This window comes from Saccharopolyspora karakumensis, assembly GCF_004349225.1.
Taxonomy (GTDB): Bacteria; Actinomycetota; Actinomycetes; order Mycobacteriales; family Pseudonocardiaceae; genus Saccharopolyspora; species Saccharopolyspora endophytica.
Map to the genome: position 1 here is coordinate 62,428 of NZ_SMLA01000033.1, position 8,102 is coordinate 70,529.

The 8,102-nt window shown below is 69.8% G+C and carries 7 protein-coding genes; all 7 read right to left on the reverse strand.

Features of this window, described 5'->3' with window-relative positions:
- Positions 1-67: 67 nt before the first annotated feature.
- Positions 68-1,759 carry a sensor histidine kinase gene (locus E1202_RS20370; protein ID WP_132684741.1) on the reverse strand — a complete coding sequence of 564 codons (1,692 nt, stop codon included), beginning with the start codon at positions 1,757-1,759 and terminating at the stop codon, positions 68-70.
- A 404-nt stretch (positions 1,760-2,163) separates the two neighbouring features.
- Positions 2,164-3,348 (reverse strand): acyl-CoA dehydrogenase family protein, encoded by a 1,185-nt coding sequence (locus E1202_RS20375; protein ID WP_132684742.1) that lies wholly within the window; start codon positions 3,346-3,348, stop codon positions 2,164-2,166.
- A gap of 12 nt (positions 3,349-3,360) precedes the next feature.
- Positions 3,361-4,317: a 3-hydroxyacyl-CoA dehydrogenase NAD-binding domain-containing protein gene (locus E1202_RS20380; RefSeq protein WP_207918799.1), complete on the reverse strand. Its 957-nt coding sequence runs from the start codon at positions 4,315-4,317 to the stop codon at positions 3,361-3,363.
- Entirely contained in the window at positions 4,314-5,063 is a 750-nt protein-coding gene (locus E1202_RS20385; protein ID WP_132684743.1) for an acetoacetate decarboxylase, read from the reverse strand. Before E1202_RS20385 ends, E1202_RS20380 begins: the two co-directional genes overlap by 4 nt.
- On the reverse strand, positions 5,060-5,833 hold the full coding sequence (locus E1202_RS20390; protein ID WP_132684744.1) for a crotonase/enoyl-CoA hydratase family protein: 774 nt from the start codon (positions 5,831-5,833) through the stop codon (positions 5,060-5,062). The genes E1202_RS20385 and E1202_RS20390 overlap by 4 nt, the downstream gene beginning before the upstream one ends.
- On the reverse strand, positions 5,830-7,020 hold the full coding sequence (locus E1202_RS20395; RefSeq protein ID WP_132684745.1) for a CaiB/BaiF CoA transferase family protein: 1,191 nt from the start codon (positions 7,018-7,020) through the stop codon (positions 5,830-5,832). The genes E1202_RS20390 and E1202_RS20395 overlap by 4 nt, the downstream gene beginning before the upstream one ends.
- 132 nt (positions 7,021-7,152) lie before the next feature.
- Complete coding sequence (locus tag E1202_RS20400) at positions 7,153-8,061, reverse strand: LysR family transcriptional regulator (RefSeq protein ID WP_132684746.1); 909 nt, start codon at positions 8,059-8,061, stop codon at positions 7,153-7,155.
- Positions 8,062-8,102: the final 41 nt, after the last annotated feature.

Below are 8,102 nucleotides of genomic sequence, written 5' to 3' on the forward strand. Positions count from 1 at the left end.
CGTCTCCTGACTCTTCTCACTGCGCGGGGCAGATCTTGTGCGGGGGGAGGGGGTGTGCGGTGCGGGGTCAGCCCTGGCCCGGTTGGTCGTCCGAAACGCGGCCCTCGACACCCGAGCGGAAGGACGCGTACAGGCTGGGACTCGGTCCGCCCTGCGGCTTCTCCTCGGGAGCCGAGGAGCTCTCCGCGAGCTGCGGGACCAGGTAGCTGCGCGTGCGGTCGCGCCGGGGCAGCGCGGGCCGTTCGGCGTTGTCGGCGTTGACCGGACCGGATGTCGTCACCGGGGGAGCCTCCGGCACGGCGCCGGAGTGGCGCGCGTAGGGGTTGTGCTGCTGCCGGGTGGGGCGCTCCTCGCGGACCGCCGGCTGCGGCCCGGTCGTGTAGACGGGCTGCTGGCCGGTGTGGCGACCGCTGTTGAACGTCTGCGCCGGCGCGGGCATCAGCGAACCGCGCGATTCGTGGCCGTTGACCTGCGGTTCGACGGTGGACAGCACGCTGCTGGAGCTCTGCGCGGCGGACTCGTCCGGCTCGACGTCGGTCTCGCCCAGCAGGTTGTTGGGGATGACCACGTGCGCGTCGGTGCCGCCGTACATGTTGTTCTCGAGCTCGACGCCGATGTGGTGCCGGTGCGCCAGCTGCGCCACCACGTACAGGCCGATGCGGCCGTCGCGCAGCTGCGCGTCCCGGTCGACGTCGTCGGGATTGGTGAGCAGCCCGTTGAGCGTGACCCGGCTGCGCTGGTCGATGCCCAAGCCGCGATCGCGGATGTCGATGGCCAGGCCGGCGGTGACGATCTGGCTGTTGATGCTCACCTGCGTGTCGGGCTCGGAGAACGCGGTGGCGTTCTCCACCAGCTCGGCGATGAGGTGGATGACGTCGGCGACGGCGTGACCGTGCAGCGTGCCGTCGACCGGCGGGATGACCTTGACGCGGGCGTAGTGCTCGACCTCGGCCACCGCGGAGCGCAGCACGGTGTACATCGCGACCGGCTTGCTCCACTGCCGCCGCGGCATCGAACCACCGAGCACGGCGAGGGATTCGGCCTGCCTGCGCACGCCGGTGACCAGGTGGTCCACCGCGAACAGGCCCTTGAGCAGGTCCGGGTCCTCGACCTGCTGCTCCAGCTCGTCGAGCCGCTGGATGGCGCGGTGGGCCAGGGACTGCACGCGCCGGGCGAGGTTGGCGAAGACCGCGACGCTGGGGTCGATGTTGGTCTGCGAGGGCTCGCTCTGCATGCGCACCAGCGCGAACTCGACGGCCATCTGGGCCTGCCGGAGCTCGTGGGCGAGCAGCTCGTACGGGTTGCCGGTGACCGGCTCGCCCGTGGGCCACTTCGGCGCGGGCTGCTGGCCGGACTGGATCTGCTCGACGAGCTGCGGCAGCTCGCGGGTTCCCTGGGCGACGGTGCCGCGCAGCGACTCGATCCACTGGTGGGAGTTGCGCAGCGACTCCTGCAGCCTGGCCTGGGCGTCGTGGCCGGATTCGTGGATCCGCCGGTCGACCTCGTCGGCCAGCGCGTTCGCGCGCAGGTATCCGATGACCACGACGGCGATGCCGGCGACGATGCCCACCGCGAGGACGGTGTAGCGCAGTTCAGGCGGAGGGACGAAGACCAGCGTGACCGCCGTGGCGGTCCCGATCAGCGCCGTCGCGGCCAGGGACGCCACGACCAGCCGCTGCAGCTTCGCCCGAAGATCGTGGTGGGGTGGGGCTTCGGGGGCTCGGTCGGTATGGATCGCGGGTAAGGGGCTTTCAGACATCAGCGTCCTTGGTACGGGGGTTTCGGTGACGGGCACCGCGGTGCCGAAACGTCGGGGGCGCCACCGGGGACTACTGGTGCTCCACTAATGATCAAAAGTATCACTCGGCGTGATGATAGTGCGCTCGGCCGCTGAATTGGACCTTTCCGCCCAACGATGCCTCCATTGAGCGGATGGACGATCTGAGCGCGAGCCCGTAGGAAGGCCGCCCACCTCGGAAATCGAGGTGAGCGGCCGTCTCTCGGGGAACCACGCGATTTTTTGGTTGAAATCGGGAGGACTGGAGCGCAAGTACCCGAACGGGTCTCATCTGGAGCGGACGTCGGTGGGGGCGCGCTCCCGAGCGGATCCGCCGAGGTTCCGCTAGCCGCACCGCCGAGCAGGTCGCATCTGGAAGCCGGTCCTCACGCGAAGGCGCTGTGTCCGGTGATCGACTTGCCGACGATCAGCGTGTTCATCTCCCGGGAGCCCTCGAAGGAGTAGACCGCCTCGGCATCGGCGAAGAACTTCGCGATCTCGTGTTCCAGAACGATCCCGTTGCCGCCGAACAGCTCCCGGGCCCAGGACACGACCTCGCGCATCTTGGTGGTGGTGAACGCCTTGGCCAGCGCGGCCTGCTCGGCGCTTCCGGAACCTTGCGCCACCAGTTCGTTGAGCCGCACCACGACGCCGAACATGGCGGTGATGTTGCCCAGCATCTTGACCAGCAGGTCCTGGATCATCTGGAAGGCGCCGATCGGCTTGCCGAACTGCACGCGGTTCACCGCGTACTCGCGGGCCAGCTCGTAGGCGCGCACCGCCACGCCCAGCGCCTGCCACGCGACACCGCCCCGGGTCATGGCCAGCACCTTCGCGGTGTCGCGGAAGCTGTTGACCTGCTGCAACCGGTTGGCTTCGGGGACTCGGACGTCGGTGAGGGCGATGTCGGCGTTCTGCACGGTGCGCAGCGCGATCTTGCCCTCGATCTTGGTGGCGGTGAAGCCGGGAGCGCCCTTCTCCACCACGAAGCCCTTGACGTTGCCGTCGGCCTCGTCACGCGCCCACACCACGATCAGGTCGGCGAAGGTGCCGTTGCCGATCCAGCGCTTGGCGCCGTTGAGCACCCACTCGTCGCCGTCCTTGCGGGCCGTGGTGCGCATGCCTCCGGCGACGTCGGAGCCGCCTTCGGGCTCGGTCAGCGCGAACGCGCCGATCCGGTTCATCTCCACCATGTCCGGGATCCAGCGATCGCGTTGCTCCTGGTCACCGCCGTGGTAGATGCTGCCCATCGCCAGTCCGGTGTGGACGCCGGAGAACACGGCCAGCGACGGGTCGATCCGGTTGAGCTCCAGGCTCAGGAACCCGGTGAACAGCGGGCTGCGGGGCTTGCCGTCGCCGTGCTCGGCGAACTGGTGGCCGGCCAGCCGCAGCTCGGCGAACTTCTCGACGACCTCGAAGGGGAACTCCGAGGTGTCCCACGCCTGGTTGGCCAGCGGCTTGACCTCGCGCTCCAGGTAGTCGCGGATCTCGGCGAGCTCCGAGCGCTCGGACTCGCTGAGCAGGTCGTAGAAGCCGAAGAAATCGGGATTGGTGTTCACGGGCTTGGGCATGTCTCTTCCTCGTCAGGCTGTTGCGTTCGGGTCTGCTTCGATTCCGTCCAGCGCGGAGTTGATCGCGTTGTGCTTGCGGTCGCGCAGGCGCGCGCGTTCGCGGTAGGCGTCGGGGCCCGAGCCGTAGGCGGTCTCGGTCTGCTCGACCAGGGAGGTGATCGTGGCGTCGTCGAGCTCCGGTCGGCCCAGCTCCGCCCAGCGGTCGGCCATGCCCACGCCGAGGTGGGCCATCATGTGGCGGATCCCGCCGGGGCCGCCGCCGAGGTGGAAGCTCTCGAACGGGCCGATCGTGGCGTAGCGGCCGCCCAGTGACGCCTTCATCACCGCGTCCAGCTCTTCGGCGGACACGACGCCCTGCTGCACCAGCGAGATCGACTCGCGCATGAGGGCGCTCTGCAACCGGTTGGCGACGAAACCGTCGACCTCCTCGTGGATCCGCACCGGTGTCTTGCCCAGGTCGCGGTAGAAGGCGATGGCCTCCTGCACGACCTCCTCGGCCGTCGCGCCGGGCACGATCTCCACCAGCGGCACCACCTGCGGCGGGTTGAACGGGTGGGCGATCAGCAACCGCGCGGCCACGTCCTCGTCCAGCTCGGCGGCGATCGCGGAGGCCACGATCCCGGAGCTGGAGGAGGCCAGCACCGCATCAGCGGGGGCGTGCCGGGCGATCTCGGCGAACAGCTGCTGCTTGAACTCCAGCCGCTCGGGCCCGTTCTCCTGCACCAGCTGCGCGTTCTCCACCGCCTTGGCCAGGTCGTCGGTCGCGGTGATGCGGCTGCGCAGCGCGGCGACGTCGGCGCCGGGGATGCTCTCGGCGAGCATCGGCAGCGCTTCGTCGACGGCCGCGTCGAGGTCGTCGCGCGGATCGGTGACCCGGACCTCCAGGCCGGCGTGCGCGAACAGCGCCGCCCAGGCCAGGCCGATGGTCCCGGCTCCCACCACCGCGACGTTCGTCCACTTCGGACTCATGACTGCTTCCTCTCCGCCAGGTAGTCGTGGACGGGCTCGACTCCCGACAGCGTGAGATCGGTGATGATGTGGCTGGCCGAGACGACCTCGCGCACCGGCAGGTCGGCCAGGGGAGCCAGCGCGTGCTCGAACAGCTGCAACCGCGCGGGACCGGTGAAGGCCTGCTTGACGGTGATGTCGGTGATGCGGGTGCGCACGAGCTCGGCGATCCGCGGCCGGTGGTCGTAGCCGGGGACGAGCTTGAGCACGAACGTGGGCACCGTGATCTCGGCCTCGGCGGCGGCGAGATCCATCGGGAACCACTTGTAGCCCATGGTCGCCGTCGCGACCCGCTCCGAGCCGTGGTTCAGCGTTCCCACCAGCGCGGAGTTCTCCACCTTGAGCGCCGGTTCGCCCATCACCTTCGGGTAGGCGCTGGCCTCGCGACCGGCGACGGTGGCGGGGAAGTTGTTCAGGTACATCGCGTGCAGGTACTCGCCGCGCTCTTCGCCGAAGCGCACCGGAATCGCCTGCCCCGCCTCGACGTACGGGCCGAACGAGGTGACCTCGCCCATGTTCATGATCTCGAAGCGCACCAGCGGCTCGTCGAACTCCAGCGGTTCGGGAACCACGGCGCGCAGCGCCTCGGGGTCGGTGCGGTAGACGACGTTGAGGTACTCGCGGTCGGTGAACCGCGCGACCGCCGGTGCGTAGGCCGGGGTGCCGAGCGGGGTCGCCACGCGGCGCAGGATCTCTTCGCTGTTCATCGTCCCGTCCACTTCGGTGCGCGCTTCTCGGTGAAGGCCCGGACGCCCTCGGCGAAGTCGGCGGACTCGTGGAGCCCGCGGATCTCGCGGCGCTGGGCGGCGAACGCCTCCGGCTCGGGCAGCCGGTCGGCGTGCCGGACGACCTGCTTGACCGCGGCCAGCGCCAGCGGTGCGTTGGCCGTCAGCTCCTCGGCCAGTTCCAGCGCGGTGTCGAGCGCGGCGCCGTCGTCGGCGACCCGGTTGACCAGGCCGAGCTCGGCGGCTCGACCGGCGTCGATGCTGCGGCCGGTCAGCAGCAGTTCCACGGCCAGGTGGTGCGGGATCCGCTTGGGCAGCCGGATCGCGCCGCCACCACCGGCGATGAGCCCGCGCTTGACCTCCGGCAGCGCGAACGTCGCGCCCGAGGACGCGACCACCAGGTCGCAGGCCAGCGCCAGTTCGAAACCGCCGCCCATCGCGAAGCCCTCCACGGCGGCGATCAGCGGTGTGGCGCTGTCGTACTCGGTGATCCCGGCGAAACCGCGGTCACCGACGCTGGGGGATTCGCCGCGCGCGGCTGCCTTGAGGTCCATGCCGGCGCTGAAGGTGCCCGCCGCACCGGTCAGGACACCCACCCGCAGCTGCGGATTCGCGTCGAGCTCGTCCACGGCGGCGGCGATGCCGTGCGCGACGTCGGCGTTGATCGCGTTGCGCGCCTCGGGCCGGTCGAGGGTGACGACCAGGACGTTGCCCCGGGTCTCGGTCCGCACGGTCGTGTTCGGCGTGGTCATGCCGCGTTCCCCTCGTTGCGCTGGTCGAGTTCGGTGAAGACCGCCTCGGTGTCCTGGCCGGGGATCGGTGGGTGCAGTCGGATCGAGGCGGGGGTGGCGGAGAACTGGATCGGGACCCCCACCTGCCGGTAGCTGCCCTCGGTGGGGTGCTCGGCCAGGTCGAGCAGGTGGCCTTCCCGCACGTAGGGGTCGTCGGCGGCTTCGTCGAGCCGCAGGACCGGGCCGACCGGGATGCTGTGCTCGGTGCACACCTGGACCCACTCGGCGGTGGTCAGCGTCGGCGTCACCGACTCCATGAGCTCGACCAGCGCCGTTCCGTGCTCGCGGGCGTCGATGTAGTCGCCTGCCAGTCGCGGATCGGCGGCGAGGTCCTCGCGTCCGGCGGCGGTGAGCAGGTCGCGGAAGTTCTTCGGCGTGTAGGGCATGATCATCGCGTAGCCGTCCTTGGTGGGGCGGGCGCGGTGGCCGGTGGTCATCGACAGCGGGAACCCGGTGTCGGTCTTCGGCGGCTCGAAGATCCGGCCCTGCAGGTGCTCGACCAGGTTGAACGCCAGCATCGTGTCGGCCATCGGCACCTCGACCAGCTGTCCCCGGCCGGTCGCGCGCTGGTGCACCAGCGCTGCCAGCGCCGAGTAGACGATCGTCAGCGCGGCGACCTTGTCGCCGAAGATGCTCGGCAGCACCACGGGCTTGCCGATGTCGCCGGCGCGCTGGGCGAGGTCGAGCAGCCCGGAGGCGGCCTGCACGGTCTCGTCGTACGCGGCGAGCTCGGCGCGATCGGAGTCCGGGCGGAAGCCCTGCGCGTGGGCGTAGATCAGGTGGGGGTTGTCGGCGGCGAGGCTGTCGTAGTCCATGGCGAGGCGCCGCAGCGCGTTGATGCGCATGTTGGTGATCACGATGTCGGCGCTGCTGATGAGCTCGCGGGCGCGCTGGGCGTCGCCGGCGTCCTTGAGGTTGAGCGCGACGCTGCGCTTGTTGCGGTTGACGTTCATCGCCAGCGGCGTCATGCCGGGGGTGCGGTGGACGTTGCCGAGCCTCGCGGTGTCCTTCGGCGACTCGATCTTGATCACGTCGGCGCCGAGGTCGCCGAGGACCTGGGCCGCGTACGGGCCCATGACCACGGTCGACAGGTCGATGACACGCACGCCGGTCAGAGGGCCGGAGGCGTTGTCGGCGGGGGTTGCCATCACCACTCCTAGTGCGTCGGGAATTCGTCCCGAATCGACTTGTTTGCTTCGCTAACTACGTTAGGTCGGCGGTGGAGCGGTGTTCAATTGATCAGTGGAACCGTATCGCGAACAATGGCGTGACCGCAGCGGTCACGCCACGGGATCGGCCATCGATCCCTTCGCAGCGGTGATGAGTTCGTGCAGCTCAGGCTGCTCCTCGGTGCGGTCCTGGCGCCAGATCAGACCGGTTGCGAGGCTGGGTGAGAAATCCTGGATGGGGAGCACGGTGATGTTCTCGTCGCGCATTTTCTGCATTCCGCTCTTCGGGTCGAGCATGGAAATCGCGAATGCTCCGCCGTTGGCGATGACCTCCGCCGTGCTGCCGTAATCACCGGTGTCCAGCGTCATCCTGCGGTGCACTCCGGCGGCGGTCAGCCGCGCCTCCAGCTCGTCCCAGTAGTCCGGCAGCATCCGCGCCACCGGGCGCACGTAGGTCAGCCCGACCAGCTCGTGCAGCGACACGGCCTCGCGGCCGGCGAAATCCGCGGCGGGCAGCACCGCGCCCAGCGGCTCCCGCATCAGCTCGAACACCTCGATGCCCTCGGCGTGCACCGGCAGGTGCACCAGGGCCATCGCCAGCTCGCCGCGCTGCACCCCGAGCAGCAGTTCGCGGCTCCCGCCGGGCCAGCGCTTCAGCTCGCACACCTCGGCGCAGCGGCGGGTGAACACCGTCAGCCGCTCCCGCAACGTCGAGTGCAGGCCGGGCGGAACGCCGAGGTAGACGACGGGCCGTTGCCGTCCGATCGCCTCCCGCAGCCGCCACGGCACGTCGTCGAACCGGCTCAACGCATCCCGGGCGATCGGCAGCAGCGCGGTCCCGGACTCGGTCAGCTGCACGTGGTGCGAGTCCCGCTCGAACAGCACGGTCCCGAGCTCGCGCTCCAGGTCCCGGATCCGCTGGCTCAGGGGAGAGGTGGCCATGTGCAACGACCGCGCGGCGCCCGAGAAGCTCAACTTCTCCGCCACGGCCACGAAGTACCGAAGATGAAAGATCTCCATCGCCCAACAACATTACGCCGCCAGGCCCAACCCACTACCCC

What these genes read in the sequence shown, in the direction of transcription:
- E1202_RS20375 (WP_132684742.1), bottom strand. Translation starts at nt 3,348, where the DNA reads ATGCCCAAGCCCGTGAACACCAATCCCGATTTCTTCGGCTTCTACGAC.
- E1202_RS20395 (WP_132684745.1), bottom strand. Translation starts at nt 7,020, where the DNA reads ATGGCAACCCCCGCCGACAACGCCTCCGGCCCTCTGACCGGCGTGCGT.
- E1202_RS20390 (WP_132684744.1), bottom strand. Translation starts at nt 5,833, where the DNA reads ATGACCACGCCGAACACGACCGTGCGGACCGAGACCCGGGGCAACGTC.
- E1202_RS20370 (WP_132684741.1), bottom strand. Translation starts at nt 1,759, where the DNA reads ATGTCTGAAAGCCCCTTACCCGCGATCCATACCGACCGAGCCCCCGAA.
- E1202_RS20380 (WP_207918799.1), bottom strand. Translation starts at nt 4,317, where the DNA reads ATGAGTCCGAAGTGGACGAACGTCGCGGTGGTGGGAGCCGGGACCATC.
- E1202_RS20400 (WP_132684746.1), bottom strand. Translation starts at nt 8,061, where the DNA reads ATGGAGATCTTTCATCTTCGGTACTTCGTGGCCGTGGCGGAGAAGTTG.
- E1202_RS20385 (WP_132684743.1), bottom strand. Translation starts at nt 5,063, where the DNA reads ATGAACAGCGAAGAGATCCTGCGCCGCGTGGCGACCCCGCTCGGCACC.